The organism is Amycolatopsis sp. NPDC104587, from assembly GCF_055583645.1.
Genome location: NZ_JBVJNO010000002.1, coordinates 172,933 through 191,217 on the forward strand (window position 1 = coordinate 172,933; position 18,285 = coordinate 191,217).

The 18,285-nt window shown below is 71.1% G+C and carries 18 protein-coding genes; 9 read left to right on the forward strand and 9 right to left on the reverse strand.

The window, feature by feature from the left end; genetic code table 11:
- Positions 1-75: 75 nt before the first annotated feature.
- Complete coding sequence (locus ACZ61C_RS05240) at positions 76-1,173, forward strand: hypothetical protein (protein WP_465303081.1); 1,098 nt, start codon at positions 76-78, stop codon at positions 1,171-1,173.
- Here ACZ61C_RS05240 and ACZ61C_RS05245 read toward each other — a convergent pair.
- Positions 1,151-2,554 carry a GGDEF domain-containing protein gene (locus ACZ61C_RS05245; RefSeq protein ID WP_465303083.1) on the reverse strand — a complete coding sequence of 468 codons (1,404 nt, stop codon included), beginning with the start codon at positions 2,552-2,554 and terminating at the stop codon, positions 1,151-1,153. The two genes, ACZ61C_RS05240 and ACZ61C_RS05245, sit on opposite strands and share 23 nt — an antisense overlap.
- 317 nt (positions 2,555-2,871) lie before the next feature.
- A complete protein-coding gene (locus ACZ61C_RS05250) occupies positions 2,872-4,086 on the reverse strand; it encodes an MFS transporter (protein WP_465303085.1) in 1,215 nt (404 codons plus the stop codon).
- A gap of 380 nt (positions 4,087-4,466) precedes the next feature.
- On the opposite strand from ACZ61C_RS05250, the gene ACZ61C_RS05255 reads away from it, so the two are divergent.
- Positions 4,467-5,366, forward strand: a complete 900-nt coding sequence (locus ACZ61C_RS05255; protein ID WP_465303087.1) for an SDR family NAD(P)-dependent oxidoreductase — start codon at positions 4,467-4,469, stop codon at positions 5,364-5,366.
- Positions 5,367-5,432: 66 nt separating this feature from the next.
- On the opposite strand, the gene ACZ61C_RS05260 is transcribed toward ACZ61C_RS05255, so the two are convergent.
- Positions 5,433-7,289, reverse strand: a complete 1,857-nt coding sequence (locus ACZ61C_RS05260) for an AMP-dependent synthetase/ligase (RefSeq protein WP_465303089.1) — start codon at positions 7,287-7,289, stop codon at positions 5,433-5,435.
- A 196-nt stretch (positions 7,290-7,485) separates the two neighbouring features.
- Here ACZ61C_RS05260 and ACZ61C_RS05265 point away from each other — a divergent pair, with 196 nt between their 5' ends.
- The 5 genes from ACZ61C_RS05265 (at position 7,486) to ACZ61C_RS05285 (ending at position 12,592) form a co-directional block, all read left to right on the forward strand.
- On the forward strand, positions 7,486-8,142 hold the full coding sequence (locus tag ACZ61C_RS05265) for a transcriptional regulator (protein ID WP_465303091.1): 657 nt from the start codon (positions 7,486-7,488) through the stop codon (positions 8,140-8,142).
- Between the two features lie 587 nt (positions 8,143-8,729).
- Positions 8,730-11,222 carry a nitrate- and nitrite sensing domain-containing protein gene (locus ACZ61C_RS05270; RefSeq protein ID WP_465303093.1) on the forward strand — a complete coding sequence of 831 codons (2,493 nt, stop codon included), beginning with the start codon at positions 8,730-8,732 and terminating at the stop codon, positions 11,220-11,222.
- Entirely contained in the window at positions 11,222-11,641 is a 420-nt protein-coding gene (locus tag ACZ61C_RS05275; RefSeq protein ID WP_395925796.1) for a roadblock/LC7 domain-containing protein, read from the forward strand. The genes ACZ61C_RS05270 and ACZ61C_RS05275 overlap by 1 nt, the downstream gene beginning before the upstream one ends.
- Entirely contained in the window at positions 11,638-12,009 is a 372-nt protein-coding gene (locus ACZ61C_RS05280) for a DUF742 domain-containing protein (RefSeq protein WP_465303095.1), read from the forward strand. Before ACZ61C_RS05275 ends, ACZ61C_RS05280 begins: the two co-directional genes overlap by 4 nt.
- Entirely contained in the window at positions 11,990-12,592 is a 603-nt protein-coding gene (locus tag ACZ61C_RS05285) for a GTP-binding protein (RefSeq protein WP_465303097.1), read from the forward strand. Before ACZ61C_RS05280 ends, ACZ61C_RS05285 begins: the two co-directional genes overlap by 20 nt.
- Before the next feature lie 22 nt (positions 12,593-12,614).
- On the opposite strand, the gene ACZ61C_RS05290 is transcribed toward ACZ61C_RS05285, so the two are convergent.
- The gene (locus tag ACZ61C_RS05290; protein WP_465303099.1) at positions 12,615-13,064 is read right to left on the reverse strand and encodes a DoxX family protein; all 450 of its coding nucleotides are present in this window, start codon (positions 13,062-13,064) and stop codon (positions 12,615-12,617) included.
- Positions 13,065-13,177: 113 nt separating this feature from the next.
- Here ACZ61C_RS05290 and ACZ61C_RS05295 point away from each other — a divergent pair, with 113 nt between their 5' ends.
- Complete coding sequence (locus ACZ61C_RS05295) at positions 13,178-13,645, forward strand: NUDIX hydrolase (RefSeq protein WP_465303101.1); 468 nt, start codon at positions 13,178-13,180, stop codon at positions 13,643-13,645.
- On the opposite strand, the gene ACZ61C_RS05300 is transcribed toward ACZ61C_RS05295, so the two are convergent.
- The 5 genes from ACZ61C_RS05300 to ACZ61C_RS05320 all read right to left on the reverse strand — a co-directional run bounded on the left by ACZ61C_RS05300 (position 13,631) and on the right by ACZ61C_RS05320 (position 17,900).
- On the reverse strand, positions 13,631-14,278 hold the full coding sequence (locus tag ACZ61C_RS05300; RefSeq protein ID WP_465303103.1) for an HAD family hydrolase: 648 nt from the start codon (positions 14,276-14,278) through the stop codon (positions 13,631-13,633). The two genes, ACZ61C_RS05295 and ACZ61C_RS05300, sit on opposite strands and share 15 nt — an antisense overlap.
- Positions 14,279-14,306: 28 nt before the next feature.
- Complete coding sequence (locus ACZ61C_RS05305; protein ID WP_465303105.1) at positions 14,307-14,846, reverse strand: O-acetyl-ADP-ribose deacetylase; 540 nt, start codon at positions 14,844-14,846, stop codon at positions 14,307-14,309.
- A 358-nt stretch (positions 14,847-15,204) separates the two neighbouring features.
- Positions 15,205-15,996, reverse strand: coding sequence for an alpha/beta fold hydrolase (locus tag ACZ61C_RS05310; protein ID WP_465303107.1), 792 nt, complete (start codon positions 15,994-15,996; stop codon positions 15,205-15,207).
- Between the two features lie 13 nt (positions 15,997-16,009).
- A complete protein-coding gene (locus ACZ61C_RS05315; protein WP_465303109.1) occupies positions 16,010-16,657 on the reverse strand; it encodes a DUF998 domain-containing protein in 648 nt (215 codons plus the stop codon).
- 121 nt (positions 16,658-16,778) lie between these two features.
- Positions 16,779-17,900 (reverse strand): metallophosphoesterase, encoded by a 1,122-nt coding sequence (locus tag ACZ61C_RS05320; RefSeq protein WP_465303111.1) that lies wholly within the window; start codon positions 17,898-17,900, stop codon positions 16,779-16,781.
- Positions 17,901-17,973: 73 nt separating this feature from the next.
- Here ACZ61C_RS05320 and ACZ61C_RS05325 point away from each other — a divergent pair, with 73 nt between their 5' ends.
- Complete coding sequence (locus ACZ61C_RS05325; protein ID WP_465303113.1) at positions 17,974-18,246, forward strand: DUF6412 domain-containing protein; 273 nt, start codon at positions 17,974-17,976, stop codon at positions 18,244-18,246.
- The last annotated feature ends 39 nt before the right edge of the window (positions 18,247-18,285 follow it).

Consider the following 18,285-nt stretch of genomic DNA (forward strand, 5'->3'; position numbering starts at 1 on the left):
CCGTTCTTACGTTCCCTTGTGGTACGCCGCGGCGGAGACTGGCGGAAGGGGGCACGGCGACCAGGAGGGCGTCCAGTGGGCTCGACCGATCCCGGCGGCGGGCGGCCCGCCGTGCCCGTGGAGAACACCGTCCGCGCGCTGCGCCACCTCGCGCCCGAAGCGTGCCTGCGCGAACCACGGTCCCCGGAGCTGCGCGCTTTGGCCCGGGTGTTGCGCGCGGCCTCACCGGCGACGCTGGCCCGGACCCATCCCCGGCTGGTCGGCCGGGTGGTGCTGGCCCACCAGCTGCGCCTGCTCGACCGCGCGATGACGGGCCTATTCGGCGCGAGCTGCCCGGAGTCGGCCCGGCTGGTCCGGGCGGCCCGGTTCAGCGGAACGTGGCGCGCGGGCCGGCGGGCGGGCCCGCTGCTCGACCGCCTGCATGCGGAGCCGGGCCTGCGAGCGGCCGCGTTGGGGTGGGCGGAGGTCATGGGGTGCCGGCTGCTGGCCGGGGAGCTGTGCGGGGCCGAGGTGGTGCCGGGGAATGAGGACGGCTTGCTGGCCGCGGAGCTGACGGTGGCCGCGCTGCTGCCACGACCGGACTTCGGCGAGTACGAGGGCGGGTTCCTGCTGGGCGGGGCGGGCCGCGAATGCGCGCGTGGGGCTGGGCCGGGTGGTCAGCCTGCGCCCGGCGATGGTGCTGGGCTGGGCGCTCGGTCCGCGCCGAGCGAGCGAGCCGAGCCTGCCCGCGAGTTCGCGCCGGAGCATCGCGCTGAACAAAGCGGCGGCGCCGAAGCCAAACCGATCGACCCGGCCGACCCCAGCCGCACCGGTTTCCTCGACGTGCGCTCGCTGACCGTCGGCGCCACCGGCTTCCGCGTCGACGTCGAAGCGGACACCCCCGTCGAACTCCGCCACGACGGCGCTGCCCTCACCCTGCGCGCGCTCTGGTGGAACGGGCTCGGGCGGGTCACCGACGATCTCGGGCACGCCTACCTAGTCCTCGCCAAGGATCCCGCCGGGACCGGCACCGTCCGGCACTGGTGCCACCCGCGCCCGGATCCGCGTGCGAGCGTGCTGCGGCTGGAGTCCGCCGGTTACCGCGGGGAACGGCTGCGGCTCGACCCCGCGTCGGCCGGGACTTCCGCTGAAGTGCTCGTCAAGCTGGAGCTCACCGTTCGGCTGGGGGCGTGACGTCCGGGGCGAAGCAGACCTGGTCGCGGCCGTTCTCCTTCGCCAGGTAAACCGCCGCGTCCGCGGATTGGAGGAGGCGGTCGAGCGTGTCGCCGTGGCGGGGGTGGCGGGCGACGCCGATGGACGTCGTGCGGTCGGCGATCGTGGCCGGGTCGCCGCGTTTGTCCGTGGTCACGATATGCAACTTCGCAATCGCAACACGTATGCGCTCGGCGGCGTCCCAGGTCGCCTCTTCGTTGATGTCCGGGAGCAGAATGAGGAATTCCTCACCGCCGAAACGGCCGACCAAGTCGCTCGGTCTCGTCACTTCGTCGAGCGTTTGCGCAACCGTGCGGAGCACGTCGTCGCCCGCCGGATGTCCATAGGTGTCGTTAATCCACTTGAAGTGGTCGAGATCGACCATCAGGAGGGCCAGTTGATCACCCGATCGAGCGGTCCGTTCCAGCGCGCGCTCCGCTGACTCCGACCAGCCGCGCATGTTGAGAATGCCGGTTTTCGGGTCGGTCCGGACGTCGTTCTGCAGCTGGTCCAGTTCCGCGAGGCGATTGAAGACCACCGTCGCCACGGCCATCACGACGACCATCGGCGGCACCACGGCAAGCAGGATCGCGGTCACCGCGCCGAGGCCGATGGTGACCGCTTCGAGAAGGTTGTCGGCCGGGCTGCCCAGTACGTTACGCAAGGTCGGCTCGGACGAAAGCCCGAGCGCCAGTGCGCCGCCGACGTAGAGGATCTGGATGGCTTCGTAGACGACACCGGTGACGACGATCGCGCCCGCCTCGTGCCAGAACGTGCTCCACCCCGGCTGCCCGAGCAGGTGCGGTCCGAGCGCCCCGTAGGTGAGGTGGGCGAGCGCGCCGGCGAGGCCGTGCGTGATCGACGAGAAAATGAAGTTGTGGGCCGGGCGCCGGGCGATGAACCAGTGTTGCAACCGGATGAGGAAAATGATGAGCAGCGTCAACGGGACCGGCAGGATCAACGCGGCGGAAAACGTCCACACGGCGGTGAGGTCGATCAGCACCTTTTTGGTGCGGTTTCGCCTTCGTTCTTCCTGGCGCTGCGTCAGTTGGATGTGGACGGTGGCGCCGACGGCTAGTATTCCGAAATTGATCCAGTCGCGCCCGCCGGGAATCGCGGAACGGGAGAACGAAATCGCCAGCACGGCGACCGCGACGACCTCCAGCCCGAGCATGAACGCGATCAGCACCGGCGGCCGGCGCCAGAGCGCCCAGTTGCCGGGCAGATACGGATGGTCGCGTCCGGTGGTCCGGTCCGGACCGCCCGCCGGTTCGGCGTGCGTGTTCACCGGCGGGCTCGCGGCCGGTCGCCGGGCGGCGGCCCGGCCGGCCGCGGACGGGTCGTCGTCTGCTCCGGGATGCAATTGGTCACCTCCTTTCCAGCCTAGCCGCGGACTTGAGTAATCTCATCGGTACCCGCCTAGAGTGTTGACGCATTCCGTGGTTGGGTATCATCCTTCAGCAACGCCAACCACCGGGTTGTCGGCCGAACTGCCGGGAACTCGGCTCAATCGGTTGTTCATGCTTCCCAAGATGGAGGTGGACCAGTGCGTAACCGTGACGCCTGAGTCGGCCGCGAATTGCTTGCCGTCCCCAGCTGAATGTCATTCATGATCTTGCTTGTACGGAGAGGTGACGACCGATGTCGAACCGTGACGGCTGAAACCCGGTGAGTTTCCGTTCATGACAACCGCGGCTCCGGTCGCGGTTCGGCGGCCCGGCGCCAGGCCAACGCCACCGGGACGGCCAGCAGCAGCCCCACCGCGCCGGCGAGCGCGATGGTCGTGTTCGCCGAACCGAGCCATTGCGCCACCAGCCCGCCGATGCCCACGCCCACCCCCTGGGCGACCCGCAGCCCGGTCCGGTAAAGCCCGCCGGCGCTGCCGCGGATGTCGTTGGGCACCCACGTGATGAACGTGGCCGACACCGTGATGACGTAGGCGCCCGTCGCCCCGGCGAGCGCGAGCAGGACCAGCGCGAACGCGAGGTTCGGGCGCAGGACGAACGCCGCGAGCGCGGCCAGCGGCAGGGCGGCCAGCACGCCCAGCAGCTTGCGGCGGTGCTCGGTCGAGACGTACCGCGAGAGCAGGAACGTGCCGAGCACGAAGCCCAGCGGGTCGGCGGCCAGCAGCCAGCCGACCGCCTGGTCGCCCGCGCCGAGCTGTGCGGCGAGCGGCGCCGCGAGGCCCTCCGGGATCACCGCGAGGCCGACGAGCCAGGACAGGTAGAGCAGCACGCGCAGCCGTTCGTCGCCGAAAACCTGCCGGACGGCGCCGAACCACGGGGCGCCCCCGTTCCCGGCGGCCGGCCGGCGCAGCACCAGCACCCACACGGCGACGGCGGCGACGAGGAACGTCAGCGCGTCGATCCCGAGCGCCCACGACGTGCCGATGGTGGTCACCAGCAGCCCGCCGACGGCGAGGCCGGCCAGCATCGCGGTGTTGTTCGTGATCCCGCGCAGGTCCTGGCTCTGCAGGTAGATGTCGTCGTCGTCGAAGATCTCCCGGCCGAGCGCGTTCTGCGCCGCGTTGCACGGCGCGTTCGCCAGCCGGGCGAAGACGAACAGGACGAACAGCCAGCCCATCGGCATGCCCGGCACGGCCATCAGCCCGATCAGCACGGCCTGCGCGAACGACCCGGTGACCAGCACCGCGCGCCGCGGGAACCGGTCCGCGAGCTGGGACAGCCCGAGCCCGCCGGCGAGCGCGGGCAGGAACGTGAGCGAGTAGACGACGGCCGAGAGCAGCGGTGACCCGGTCCGGTCGAAGATCAGGATCGCCAGCGCGACGATGGTGAGCTGGTCGCCGAGCATGGACTGCGTTTCGGCGAACCACAGCGCGCGGAACTCGCGGTTGGCCAGGACGGCCCGGAGCCGGGGCTTCGCGCGCGTCGCCACCTGTTAACCACCGTCCCCCGATCGAGTGAACCTGGACCGTCCGCATTGTGCCTCGTCCGTGACGACCCCGTCCGGGGGTGTCACGGCGGACCTCCCGGAAGCACTATCAGTATGCCGCCGACTACACGCCGATGTCCCCGGAACGCGCGTCCCTGCTCCGTTCGGAGCCGATCGGGTTACGCCACCCGCGCGGCGCGGGGGTTCGCCGTGACCGGCGCGCGGGTACCTCCGGACTGATCGAACCGGACTCGCTCGGCGCAGAGCGGCGGCCGCTCGTCGTGGCGACGATGCCCCGTTGGCCCGAATGGGCCAAGACTGGACACAGATCCGACCGGGGTGGACGGACCGCGCCGCCGGCGCCGCAGAGCGGGGAGCAGACGATGGACGGGTTGATGCAGGGCAAGTCGGTCGTGGTGACCGGCGCCGGCCGGGGGCTGGGTGAGGCGTTCGCCGTGCACGTCGCGCGGGCGGGCGGGTCGGTGGTCGTCAACGACATCGACGTCGAGCTGGCCGAGCGCACGGCCGAGAACATCCGCGCGCACGGCGGCCGCGCCGTCGCGAGCGGGCACAGCGTGGCCGACGCCGGGGAGGCGCAGGAGATCGTCGACCTCTGCGTCAAGGAGTTCGGCGGGCTCGACGGCCTGGTCAACAACGCCGGGCTGAACTACGAGGCACTGCCCTGGGAAGACGACGCCGAGCAGGCGCGCGAGCTCGTCCAGGTGAACGTCCTCGGCGTGGTGAACACCGGGCTGGCGGCCATCAAGGCGATGGTCGACGCGGGCACCGGAGGCTCGATCGTCAACATCTCTTCCGGCGCTTCCCTCGGGCAGCGCAAGCTCGGCGTGTACGCGGCGAGCAAGGGCGCGGTCGCGTCCCTCACCTACTCCTGGGCGCTCGACCTCGAAGACGTCGGGATCCGGGTCAACGCCGTCTGCCCGCTCGCGCACACGCGAATGGTGTGGAAGTCCGAACGCTCGCTGCGCGCCTGCCCGCCGGACCGCACGCCGTCGCGGATCGCCCCGGTGGTGCTGTTCCTGCTCGGCGACGGCTCGCACGGCATCACCGGCCAGATGATCCGCTGCAACGGCCCGCAGCTGCACGTCATGGGCCAGCCGTTCCTCAAGCAGCCGATCCTCGAGCGCCCGGTCTGGGACACCGAGACCGTGCAGAAGGCGTTCGACGAGGTCTTCTCCGCCCACCTGGAGAACTACGGCCTGGAGAAGCGCGTCCCGCCGCGGCTGCGCAAGTGGACGGAGACCACCTCGCCCCGGACGGCCTGAGAGCCGCACTTTCACGTGAAAGTGCGGCCCCCAGGTCGGCACTTTCACGTGAAAGTGCGGGGGTGGTCAGGAGCCGGCGGCGGGTTCGGGGGAGCGGGCGGCCGCGTAGAGCGTTTCGATGTCCACCGAGTAGCGGTCGTTGATGACCCGGCGCTTGAGCTTGAGCGTCGGGGTCAGCTCGCCGGACTCGGGGGTCCACGCCTTCGGGAGCACGTGGTAGCGCTTGATCTGCTCGATCCGGGCGAGCCGGCTGTTGGCCGACTCGACCGCGCGCTCCAGCTCCGCGCGGACGGCCGGGTGCGAAGCCAGCTCGTCCGGCGTGGCCTCGACGCCGTTCGCCGCGGCCCAGCCGGGCGCGATCTCGTCGTCGAGCACGATCAGCGCGGTCACGTACGGCCGGTCGTCGCCGATCGCGACCGCCTGGCCGATCAGCGGGTGCTCCTTGAGCAGGCCCTCGATCCTCGTCGGCGCGATGTTCTTGCCGCTCGAGGTGATGATCAGCTCCTTCTTGCGGTCGGTGATCGTCACGAAGCCGTCTTCGTCGATCGTGCCGATGTCGCCGGTGGCGTACCAGCCGTCGGCGTCGGTGGCGTCGGCGATCGTGCCGTCCTCCTGCAGGTAGCCGAGGAAGACGATCGGGCCGCGCACGAGCAGCTCGCCGTCGTCGGCGACCTTCACCTCGACGCCGTCCAGCGGCTTGCCGACGGTGCCCGCGCGGAAGTCCGAGCCGGAGTTGGACGTCGCCGCGCCGGTCGTCTCCGACAGGCCCCAGACCTCGCAGATCTCGACCCCGAGGCCGGCCAGGAAGTAGATGATCTCCACCGGCAGCGCGGCCGCGCCGCTCGAGGCGACGAGCAGCTTGTCCAGCCCGAGCAGCGCGCGCACCGGGGCCAGCGCGGCCTCGTCCGTCTTCGCGATCTTGTCGGCCAGCTCGGCCGGCACCGGCTGTCCGGCGCTGCGGAGCTTGTACCCCTGCTGCAGCAGCTCGTTCGCCTGCAGCAACGCGGTGCGCCGGTCTTCGGGCACGCTGCCGAGCATGTTCTTCAGGCCGGCGACCATCTTTTCCCACACGCGCGGCACCCCGAAGAAGCTCTGCGGGTGCACCTTGTCGAGCGCGCCGGCGACGGCCGTCGGGTCGGCGAGCGTGTGCACGTGCCCGGCCCACACGATCGGCAGGTAGATCGACAGCTCCCGCTCGGCGATGTGCGCCAGCGGCAGGTACGCGATGTTCGTCGCGTGCATCGGCGGGTGGTGCAGCTCGGTGACCGCGTACGCCTGGTGGATCGCGTTGCGGTGCGAGAGCACGACGCCCTTCGGGTCGCCGGTGGTGCCGGAGGTGTAGATCATCGACAGCGGGTCGTCGGGCTTGATGTCCGGCCATGACCGCTCGAAGGCGTCGGGATCGGCGGCGAGCGCTTCCCGTCCCTGGGCGCGCAGCGCCGCGAAGGAGACGAACCGTTCGTCGCCGTCGGGGATCACGGCTTCGTCCATCACGACGATGTGGCGCAACGCCGGGAGGTCGCCGAGCACCGGCCGCCAGCGCGCCAGCTCGCTCTCGCCGCCGAGCACCACGACCGGCGCCGCGCTGTGCCGCGCGACGTAGGCGACCTGGTCCGGGCTGAGGGTGGCGTAGGCGGTGCACGGGATCGCGGACAGGTGCGCCGCGGCGAGGTCGGCGACGATGTGGTCGGGGCAGCCGGGCGCCATGATCAGCATCCGGTCACCCGCGGCGAGGCCGAGGCCCGCCAGCCCACGCGACACCTCGGCGATCGCGGTGCGGAACTCCGACCAGCTCAGCGTCGGCTGGCCTTCGAGGTCGAGCGAGGTGATCGCCGGCAGGTCCGGGTACTCGGCGGCGTTGCGCTGCAGCAGCCGCGGGATCGTCAGGCCTTCGGTCTGCTCGGCGACGGACGGGGTGGTCAACGCTGGCCTCCTCGGTGCTGCGGATGGCCACACTGTAGGGGCTCCGGCGCCGGGTGGATAGAGAATCGCGGCCACGTCAAACACCCCCTTTACCCGCCTTCGCGCGGTCAGCTCCCCACGACCGTCCACAGTGCACACGGGCGCCGGCTCGCGAACCGCGCTTCAATGGAAGGACTACCGACTCCGGGGGGAAGCGATGACGCGTTCGGCTCGTGCACTGCTCGACGAGATCCAGAAGGAGCTCGCGCCCCGCGACGACGACAACCGGCTGGTCCCGGTGATCACCGCCGGTCGCGCGCCGCGGGCGGTGTTCGCCGCGCTCGCCGCGGAGGAGAAGCGGATCACGCTGAGCGATTGGCGGAGTTTCCACGCGCTCGCCGCCCGCGCGGACGAGCCGAACGCGCGCACCTTCTTCGGCGGCCTCGCGCCGGGGGAGCAGCAGGCGAACGGGATGCTCGACGCGTTGATCAAGGCCGCTGGTCCGGACCACGGGAAGGAACGCCCGCGCGCGGGTTGCCAGGCGTACCCGGCGTACGTCGCCTGGCTCGCGCTGAACGGCGAGTCGTCGGCGACCGCGGCGGGGATCTACGCGAACTTCGCCGCCTTCGGCCGGTACTGCGCGGACGTCGCCAAGGGCATGCGGAAGCACTACGGCTTCGGCGACGACGCCTGCGCGTTCTTCGACTTCTTCGCGGCGGATGTGCCGGAAATTGAAGAACAAGCGCTCGCCGCGATCCAGGCCGGCCTCGACGCGCACCGCCTCGACGAGCGCGAAGCGCACCTCTACGCCCGTCTCTTCCAGAGCTACGAGCTCCAGTTCTGGAACACCCTCGCCGACGAGTTCCCGGGCTGACCGCCGCGGAACCGGTACCGGGGCCACTGAACGTGTCTGGACCACCTGCGTTCGCGGAATGGCGGGAATTCCGGCTATTCGCCCGGTGAATCCGCGGCGAAGATGTCGAACGCCGTGCAATTCCGCTTTCCGGAAGGCTGCTGGTCCGAACGAAGCGGGCATGGGTCCCCGTGGCGGTGGGCCCGTGACCTTTCTCACCGAACGATTCACCGCGTTCGTCCGTAGCGGACCCGGTGCCGGGCGGGGCACGAACGACCGTCGCTCACAGCGTGCACCTTTGCCACGGAACGGAAGTAGCGCTGGGACGAACGTCACGACTTTCGGTGGTGGACTTTCCAAGCGCAGGCAGCAAGTGTGGAAGGGTCACCGTTCCAAGATCACGTTATCGCCACGGACTTGACGCGCCCTGGAGGGCTGCCTAACGTCGTCGCGGGCGAAGCAGACCACGGTGATGTTGATCCGGCTGGTCGGAATCCGGGTGTTGACCGCCTCGGGCGACCCGAAACCATGTACTGCCGGAAGGAAAACGGACCCAGGTGAAGCAGATTTCTCTTCGACGCAACCGGGGATCCTCGATTCGGAAGCGCGTGCTCACGATCGCGCTCATCCCCAGTGTGGCCCTGCTCCTCGTGGGCGTGGCCCTCGCCGGCTACCTCATCTACGACGCCGTCACGGGCCGTGACTACGTCAACCGGATCCGGGGCTCGGAAGCCCCGTCGATCCCGTTCTTCGGCGCGCTGCAGCAAGAGCGCCAGGCGACCCTGAGCCTGCTCGCGGGTCAGGGCAACCAGCGCGCGGTGCTCGCGGCCGTCCGCCCGAAGACCGACCAGAACGCCGCGAAGACGATCGAGTACCTGAAGGACAGCTTCGCGGGTTACGACGACACCCCGCCGAGCGTGCAGAAGAACATCGCCACGTTCTTCGGGCTCTTCCAGCAGCTGCCGCAGACGCGGCAGGCGGTCGACAGCGGCCAGATCCAGATCGGCCAGGCGTACACCTTCTACAACAAGATCATCGACCAGTTCACCGACGGCCTGGCCGGGCTCGCGCAGAACGCCCGTGGCGCGCAGAACGCGTTCGACCGGCTGACCGCGATCCCGATGTTCACCGCGGCCGAGGAGATGCAGCGCAGTGACGCGCTCGCCGCCGCCGGGCTCGCCGCGGGTGGGCTGAGCAACGAGGACTTCCGCACCTACGTCGGGCAGGTCGGCGCCTACCACGCGCAGCTCGACGCGTCGGCGCCGAAGATGATCCCCGAGGTCAAGGCGAAGTACGACCAGCTGCTGGCGAGCCAGCCGTGGCAGACGGTGACCCAGGTCGAAACCGCTTTCCTGCGCGGTGACCTGACCAAGCTGCCGGTGGCGCAGGACCAGTGGCGCACGAGCGCCCGGCTGGTCGGCGACGCCCTGTCCGGCATCTTCGTGCTGCAGAGCTCCAACGCCAGCCAGGCCGCGATCAACGACGCCGACTCGACGTTCACCGAGTCGCTGATCGCCGGTGTGATCGCCGTGCTGTTCGCGGTCTTCGTGGTGTTCGTCGCCGTCCGGCTGTCGAACCGGCTCATCGGCCGGCTGCACCGGCTGCGCGAGGACACCCTCGACGCGGCCGAGGTCCGGCTGCCCGAGCTGGTCGCCCGGGTCCGCGCGGGCGAGCCCGTCGACCTCGAAGAGGGCGGGCACTTCCTCGACCACGGCACCGACGAGATCGGCCAGGTCGCCGACGCGTTCAACAAGGCGCAGCAGACCGCCATCGCGGCCGCCATCGACGAGGCCAAGACCCGTGAGGGCACCAAGACGGTGTTCCTCAACATCGCCCACCGCAGCCAGGTCATCGTGCACCGCCAGCTCAAGGTGCTCGACCAGGCCGAGCGCAAGCAGGAGGACCCGGAGCAGCTGGACACGCTGTTCCAGCTCGACCACCTCTCCACCCGCGCCCGCCGCAACGCCGAGAACCTGATCATCCTCGGCGGCGGGCAGCCGGGCCGGCAGTGGCGCAACCCCGTCGGGCTGGCCGAGCTGGTCCGCGGCGCGTCCGCCGAGACCGAGGACTTCGCCCGGGTCAAGACGGCGGCGCTGCCGCAGATCGCCGTCCGCGGCCCGGTCGTCGGCGACCTCGTACACCTGCTCGCCGAGCTGATCGACAACGCGACGTCGTTCTCCCCGCCGCAGTCGCGGGTCGAGGTCCGCGGCAACGTGGTCGGCAAGGGTGTCGTGATCGAGGTCGAGGACCAGGGGCTCGGGCTCGAGCCGGACCAGACCGAAGAGATCAACGTGATGCTGGCCGACCCGCCGGACTTCGGGATCATGGCGCTGTCGGACGAGCCGCGCCTGGGCCTGTTCGTGGTCGCGCGGCTGGCCGCCCGCCACGGCATCCAGGTGCACCTGCGGGAGTCGGCCTACGGCGGCACCCGGGCCATCGTCCTGGTGCGCACCGACCTGCTGGCTCCCTTGGCGGAGACCGAGCCGGAGCAGCCGATCACCCCGCCGAAGCCGGAGCTCGTGCCGAACCCGGTCGAGGCCGACGGCAACGACGAGGTCATGCCGCTCAAGCGGCAGCCGCGCCGCCCGGCGCGCCACCGCACCGAGCCGCCGATGGCCGTCCCGCCGGCACCCGTGGCCCCGCCGGCCCCGGTGCAGCCGCCGTCCGCGCCGACGCCGGTCCCGGTCGGCGTCGTCTCCGAGCCGGTGAGCCAGCCGACGCAGGCCCAGCCGACCCAGGCGCAGCCGGTGGCCCCGGTCCGCCCGCCCTCACCGCCGTCCCGGCCCGCGCGCCCGGCGCGCCCGGCCGCGCAGCAGCCGGTGTGGCCGCCGCAGGAGCCGCGGGCCTCGGTGCCCGAAGGACGGCCGCAGCAGCCGCGCCGCCCGGAGGCGCCCGGCCGCCCGCCGCTGCCGCAACGGCGACGCCAGCAGAACCTCGTTCCTCAGCTGAAGGAAGATAGGCCCGCACAGGAACGCGAGGAGGTCAGGCTGGATTCGCCGGAGGCCGCCCGCAGCAGGCTGTCCGCCTTCCAGCAGGGCACCCGCCGGGCCCGTGACGAGGAACCCGCCGAGAACGACGACAGGTACGGAGAGCGCGAGTAATGGCCAACTCAGGCGTCAGTGAGCTCGACTGGCTGCTGGACGACCTCGTCAAACGGGTCGCCGGGGCGGATCGCGCGGTGGTCCTGTCCTCGGACGGCCTGCTCATCGGGAGGTCCGGGAACCTCTCCGAGGAGGACGCCGAGCACCTCTCGGCGGTGGCTTCGGCGTTCCAGAGCCTGGCGCGCGGCACCGGGCGGCACTTCGGCGGCGGCAACGTCCGTCAGACGATGGTCGAGATGGACCACGCGTTCCTGTTCGTGACGGCCGCGGGGCGGGGCGCCTGCCTCGCCCTCCTGGCGCGGGAAGACGCGGACATGGGCCTCGTCGCGTACGAGATGAACCTGATGGTGAAGCGGGTCGGGCAGGTACTCACCTCGGCTCCGCGGACCGGCGCCGGCGTCCAGCCCACGTCGCCATGAGCGGACGGCACGAAGCCTGGTTCGACGACGAGGCCGGCCCCCTGGTCCGGTCCTACGCGGTCACGGGCGGCCGCACGCGGTCGGACACCCTGGGGCTCGACCTCATCACGCTGGTGGTCGCGCTGCGCACGGCGCACGAAGCGGGCATGCTCGAACCGGAGTACGCGCGGATCATCGCCCTGTGCCAGCGGCCGGTGTCGGTGGCCGAGGTGGCCGCGCGGGTCGATCTCCCGCTGCCCGTGGTGAAGGTGATGCTGAGCGATCTGATCGAGCAGAACCTGGTGCTGTTCCGTACCGCGGCGCCGGCGCACGAATCCCCCAACAAACACGTACTCCAGGCGGTTCTTGATGGCATCCGGAAACTCTGATCCCCGGCGCAACCTGACCGCGACCGCGGTCAAGGTGCTCATCGCCGGCGGCTTCGGGGTCGGCAAGACCACGATGGTCGCCTCGGTGAGCGAAGTGCCACCGCTGCGCACCGAAGAGGTCATCACCACCGCGTCCGAGGGTGTCGACGACCTGTCGGGCATCGAGCAGAAGACGACCACGACGGTCGCGCTGGACTTCGGCCGCATCACGATCAACCCCGACCTGATCCTGTACCTGTTCGGCACGCCCGGGCAGGACCGGTTCTGGTTCATGTGGGACGAGCTGGCGGAGGGCGCGCTCGGCGCCGTCGTGCTGGCCGACACCCGGCGGCTGGACAGCTGCTTCGCGGCGGTGGACTTCTTCGAGCGCCGGAACCTGCCGTTCGTCGTCGGCGTGAACTGCTTCGACGGCGCGTACCGCTACGGCACCGAGGAGGTCCGGCAGGCGCTCGACGTCGGCATGGACGTCCCGCTGCTGCTGTGCGACGCCCGCGAGCGGGAGTCGACGAAGCAGGTGCTCACCAGCCTGATGGAACACGTGATGGCGCGGTCCGACCTGGCCGCCGCCCAGGGCGGCTACTGATCGGACCGCGCTCGGGGGTCTTCTACCGGCGACGCTTGATCAGCGTGTCCACGGCGTAGCGGCCCGGGCCGATCACGGCGAACAGCAGGAAGATCCACGCGTAGACGGCGGCGGGCTCGCCCATGTTCTGCAGCGGCAGCAGGCCCATCGGGGCGTGCACGGTGAAGTAGGCGTAGGCCATCACACCGGACAGCAGCAGCGCGGCGGGCCTGCTGGCCAGCCCGACCAGCAGGAACAGGGCGCCGACGAGTTCGAAGACGCTGCCCCACCAGCCGGGGAACGAGCCGAACGGGACCCCGCCGCCCTGGCCGTCGACGCCACCGAAGAAGCCGAATCCCTGCAGGCCGTGGAAGCCGAACAGGAACGAGATCACGATCCGGCTCGCGGACACGACCAGGCCGGTCACCGGAGCGGTCTTGGTCTCGGTGCGGGTGGCGGCGGTCTGGGTCTTGGGGGCGATCGTGGTGGTCATTTCGGGTTCCTTCCCTGGGTTCTTCCTTGCCTTCTGCCTACGCGTCGAGTGGCTTCCCGCCGGATCGACAACCCCGCGGAACTTTTTTCCCGGGGTTTCGGCAGACTGGGTGGATGGCGGGCAAACGCAGTGCCGGGCTCCTGCTCCACCGCGGGCGGGGCGAGGCCGTCGAAGTGCTGCTCGGGCACATGGGCGGGCCGTTCTGGGCGAAGAAGGACGCGGCGGCGTGGTCGCTGCCGAAGGGCGAGCTCGAGCCGGACGAGGAGCCGGAGGCGGCCGCGCGGCGCGAGTTCGAAGAGGAGCTGGGCCTGCCCGCGCCTTCGGGTGAGTACGTGCTCCTGGGCGAGGTGAAGCAGTCGGGCGGCAAGGTCGTGACGGCGTGGGCGGTCGAGGCCGACCTCGACCCGGCGGCGGTCGTGCCCGGGACGTTCAGCATGGAATGGCCACCGCGCTCGGGCCGGCAGCAGGAGTTCCCGGAGATGGACCGGGTTTCGTGGTTCTCGGTGGCGGTCGCGCGCGAGAAGCTCGTGAAGGGCCAGCTGCCGTTCCTGGACCGGCTGCTCGCGCTAGCGGGTCAGTAGGGCCTCGAGCGGCTTGGCGGTGAACGACGGCAGCACGACGTCCGCCCGCCCGAAGTCGAGGCTCTCGGTGATGGCGTTCGGCACGGCGACGCAGGTCAGCCCGGCGGCCTTGGCGGCGGTGACGCCGTGCGGGGTGTCCTCGAAGGCGATGGTTTCGCTCGCGGCCGTGTCCAGCGCGGCGATCGCGGCCAGGTAGAGGTCCGGGTCGGGCTTCGCCTTGTGGCGGTCCCCGGTGAGCACGGCGTCGAAGTAGCCCGCGATGCCGAGCCGTTCGAGGTGCGGGTTCACCCAGCCCCCGGACGAGCTGGAGGCGACGGCCAGCTTGAGGCCGTGCGCCTTGGCGGAGTCGAGGTAGCTCCGGACGCCGTCGCGGGGCCCGAGGGTTTCGAGCAGCTCGAAGACCCGGGCCTTGGTCCGCGGCCGCAGCGCCTCGGTGTCGACGCCCGGAACGAGCTCGGCGAGCAGGTCGAACATCGCGGGCGTGGTGTGCTGCGTGCCGATGACGGCGTACCAGGCGTCGAGCGGCAGTTCGGTCCCGTGCGCCCGGAAGGTTTCCTGCCAGGAGCGAAGGACGGCGGACTCGGTGTCGGCGAGGGTCCCGTCGAAGTCGAAGACCAGGGCGCGGGTGGGCACGGTTGCACCCTGCCCGGTGGGTGATCGCTCAGGCAAGGGAGGTGTGACGAGCCCGAAAGGCGGCGAGGGCGGCTTCTCCGCGCAGGGCGAAGACGATCTCCTCGATCGGACCGGGCTCGGCCTGGGTCACCGTCGCCAGCGCGATCCCGGCGGCCGACTCGAGCGGCCAGCGGTAGATCCCGGTGGAGATGGCGGGGAAGGCGACCGTCTTCGCGCCGAGCTCTCCGGCGACCTTCAGCGAGTTGCGGTGGCAGTCGGCGAGGAGCCCGGAGCGGTCCTCGGACTCCGACCACACCGGGCCGACGGTGTGCACGACCCACCGGGCGGGCAGGTTCCCGGCGGTGGTCGCGACGGCCTGGCCGGTCTTGAGGCCCTTCCCGTAGTGCCCGGCCCGCAGCTTCCGGCACTCGGCGAGGATCTCGGGGCCACCCTTGCGGTGGATGGCCCCGTCGACCCCGCCGCCGCCGAGCAGCGACGAGTTGGCCGCGTTGACGACCACGTCGACCGCGAGGGTCGTGATGTCGGCGTCGACGATGAGGATGCGCACGAGACCGATCCTGCCGGACATACTGGCTCTGTGCTGTTGGATTTTGTCGCGAAACGCCGAAGCCTGGCAGAACACCTGGCACGTCGGGGCGTTTCCGGAGCATCGGGCGGAGCTGCCGGGTGACCGTGTCGTCGCAGCGTTCGAAGCCGTGGCGTCGTCCTCGGCGCGCGCCTGGGCGGGCCCGCGACCTTCTAGGTCTGGCACGACGAGCAGGTCGGCGCCCTCAAGGCCTCGCTGTCGTCGCTCGGCCCCGGCGAGCTGCCCTTCGGGGCCGAGTATGTGCCGGTCGGCGAACTCGGGCCGATCGTGGAAGCTTTCCTCGCCGACCCGAGCCCCGCTTCCGTGCCGTGGAGCGCGCTCGAACCCGTGTGATCGCTGCTTAGCCGAGGAAGAACTTCGCCAGGACCGGGGCCAACGCCGGGGCCTTCACGATGTGCGTCTGGCCCGGCAGAGTCTGGTACGTCGCCGACGGCAGGACCTTCGCCAGCGACGCTACGCCGTTGCGCATCCAGGCCGGGCTGCGGTCGCCGTCGATGGCCAGGGTCGGGACCTTCACCTCGGGCCAGGCCGCCGGCAGGGGGTTGCCCGACTGGTGGTCGCCCATCACCGCCGTGTCGTACGGGATCGTGTGGGCCACCTTCTTGAGCTTGCCCCAGAACGGCATGATCCGCATCGTCGCGACCGTCGCCTTGCCGAGGCCGACCCCTTCGGTCATGAACATCTTGACCGCCTTGCCGCGCTTCCCCGCGCTCAGCGCCGCGTCGAGCCGGGCCGGGTAGTCGGCCGGGACGCGGGGGCGGGTGTCGTCGACGACGAACGGGGGTTCGTACAGCGCCAGCTTCGTCACCGGGAGGCTGCGGGCCGCTTCGAGCGCGAGCCCGGCGCCGGAGGAGATGCCGAACAGGAACACCTCGCCGCCCGCCTCCTTGGCGAGCGCGGCGAGGTCCTCGACCTCACGTTCGACCGAGTACGGGCCGCCTTCGGTGCTTTCGCCCCGGCCGCGGCGGTCGTAGGTGTACACGGTGAACTGCCCGGCGAGCTCCTTCGCGAGCGCGTCGTTGGGGGACGAGCCGCGGTAGCTCATCGCGCCGTCGACGAGGACGAGCGCGGGGCCGGACCCGGTGCGGGTGTAGGCGATCTTCGTGCCGTCGGCGGAAACCGTCGTGCTCATGGGAGTTCTCCTTTCAGGCGACGGGGCGCCGGATCAGGTGGGCGGACGTCGTCGCGAGCCACGTCCAGGCGATCACGACGGCCGCCCAGAAGCCGAGGATGACGGCCGGGCTCGTCGATCCGGACGCTACGCCCGCGAAGCCTACGAGGAACGCCAACCCGCTGATCCGCGAGTACCACGCGCGGGCGGGCGTGAGGTGCGAACCGATCGCGAAGCAGGCCGCGACCAGGGCGGCGAAGCCGATCCCGCCGCAGACGAAGTGCAGGGTGCCGTGCCAGCTGACCGACGCGGGCGGCCCGGCCGGCGTGCCGAGCGGGAAGCCGTCCTGCGGGTCGGCGCGGAAGGCGCCGGCGCAGATCAGGCTGACGCCGTAGCCGGCGAGCAGTCTCGGCCCCCACCGGCCGGGCAGGGCCCGCCGGATCCCGGCGGCGGCCGCGAGCGTGAGCAGGCCGGTGACGACGAAGTTCGTGATCTGGACCCAGCCGAGCGACCCGTTCGACAGGACGCTCGCCGGGTGCCGGGTCAGGTCGAAACCGGCCCGGGTCACGGCTTGGAGCAGTCCGGTGAGGACGAAGACGGGTCCGGCGAGGATCCCGCAGGTCAGCAGCGTGCGGGTCGTCGAAGGGGTGAGGGTTTGGGGGCGGATCGCGGTGGTGGTCATGGCGGACAGCCTGGCATCCGACGATTGAAACTGTCAAGACAAAAAAATTTGTCGGAAACCGGATCGAGCGCCCCGAGGTGGCCTTGGCGCGTTGATCACCCAAGGCCACCTTCGGTCGAGGTCAGGCCGCGCGCAGGGTGAGAAGCGTGATCTCACTGGGCGCGAAGATCCGGAACGGCGGCCCCCAGAACCCGGTGCCCCGGCTGTTGTACAGCTGGGTCGGGCCGTGGCGGGTCAGGCCGGACAACGTCGGCTGGTCGAGCCGCACCAGCAGGTGGAACGGCCAGATCTGGCCGCCGTGCGTGTGGCCGGAGATCTGCAGGTCGACCGCCGCCTCGCGGGCCTGCTTCACCTGCTTGGGCTGGTGGGCGAGCAGCACCACCGGCACGTCGGACGGGGCGCCGTCCAGGGCGCGGGGCAGGTCGGGGCCGTGGCCGGGCAGGCCGGACGACGTGCCCGTCGGGTCGTCGATGCCGGCGAACAGGATCCGGTCGCCGCCGCGCTCGAGGAGTGTCGAGCGGTTGTGCAGCGTGTCCCAGCCGAGGCCGGCCATGTGGTCGAGCCAGGCCTGCGCCTCGCCGAAGTACTCGTGGTTGCCGGTGATGTAGAACCGCCCGAGCGCGGCCTGGACGCCGCCCAGCGGGTCGACCTGCTTGCGGCGCTTCGCCACCGCGCCGTCGGCGAGGTCGCCGGCGTGGCAGACGACGTCCGCGTCCAGGGCGTTCACCGCCGCGACGACCTTCTCCGACCACTTCGTCCGGTCGATCGGGCCGAAGTGCGTGTCCGTCAGCACCGCGACGCGCAGGCCGTCGAGGCCCGGGCCGAGCCGCGGGACGACCACGTCGGTCGCCTTCACCGGCGGCACCCGCATCGCGACGCGGTTCCCGTGCACGAGCAGGCCGGCCGCGACCAGCAGGGTCGCGCCAGCGACGATCCGCGACCGCGCCGGGTCATCGACGCCCAGCAGCGCGACCCGCAGCACCAGGCTCAGGATCGACCAGCTGAACAGCACCCAGATCACGGCCAGCAGGGAGTCGCCGAGCCGGGCGCCGCCGTCACGCTGGCGCTTCCCGTGCCCGAAGACCATCGCGACCGGCATCGTGACCAGGCCCGCGGCCAGCACCGCGGTGCCGGCGATCGTGCCGGCGGTGCCCCAGTCCGGCGCGAGGACGAGCGTCCACCACGGCACGCCGAAGAGCAGGAGCAGCGCCAGGATCGGCACGACGACTAGTTGGCCTCTCATCGAACCAGGTTACAGCCCATCGGGCTGTTAGCACTTCGGCTACCCTGGAGCGGAGGGAAGGGGGACGGCTGCCGTGAACACGTTGCTGGAGCTGGCGTTCCCCGTCGTGACCAGCCCGACCGCGCTGGTCGCCTTCGCCTCCCTCGCCGCCGCGAGCCTCCTGGTCGTGCTGCTGGTCGGCAGCACCCACCGCAGTGAGCTCGCCCTCTGGTCGGCGCCGGTGCGCAGCCGCGCCACCGCCCTGCGCCGCCGGGCCCGGCGCGCCGAGTCGATCCGGCTCCGCGATCCCGGCAGAGCCGGGCGAAGCAGGCCACGAGCACCCGGGTTCCGCAGCACGGCTGCGTAGGAACCTTCTTCGACGCAGCCATTCCGCGTACCCCCGTTC